Annotated in this window: 1 protein-coding gene; it reads right to left on the reverse strand. The window is 37.2% G+C overall.

The annotated features are described in order from the left end of the window. Positions 1 to 715 (reverse strand): PorP/SprF family type IX secretion system membrane protein (locus tag V7S79_RS12210; protein ID WP_459490876.1); only part of this gene is annotated, 715 nt, incomplete at both ends.

Consider the following 715-nt stretch of genomic DNA (forward strand, 5'->3'; position numbering starts at 1 on the left):
TAGTTCTTCAACTCATCCTTGTTTTCTTTCTTTTTATCAAAGATGAAAAACCTCAAGGCCATTTCATGTGTTTGTGAACTTGCTTTTCTAATTTCTGAAATTGGCAATTCAAATACATAACCTACGTAGATTTTCTTAGTTGCTTGTAGGCCTAATCGGAAACCATAAGAATCCTCACGACGGTAACTTGCACCAATATCTAATTTGTCTTTGATGTTTGCTGTTAGGTTTACATCATATGACAAAGGTACGTTAGTTGCCATGCGGAGCAATAAACTTGGGTATAATGTTACTTTTGATTTCAACCCATTTGCAGTTTCAACTTGCCCACCTAATCCAATCTTCGTTCCTGCCATTGCATACAAATACGCTACGTCTTTGAATGATCCATTATAAGTACCAAAATCATATTTGATAACTCTTGGCTGAGACAAACTAAAGAAAAATCCATCATCTTTTTTAGCAATACGTAATCCCCAACCTAAGTTAGGTTGAATCCCTGTGCTGCGATCTCCCGCAAATAAATTATCGTTGGGATTTACCAATCTGATTTGAGAAAAATTCAAGGAAATATTAGCCATTCCAGCGCGAATACCTCCGTCCATATTCCATTTTTCATTCAACTTAACATGGTAAGCAAAGTCGGCAGAAAGAATCGTAGAACGCACAGGCCCTGCTTCATCTACCAAAGCACCGATTCCTAAACCTTTCTTTT

This window comes from Aquirufa sp. ROCK-SH2, from assembly GCF_054558315.1.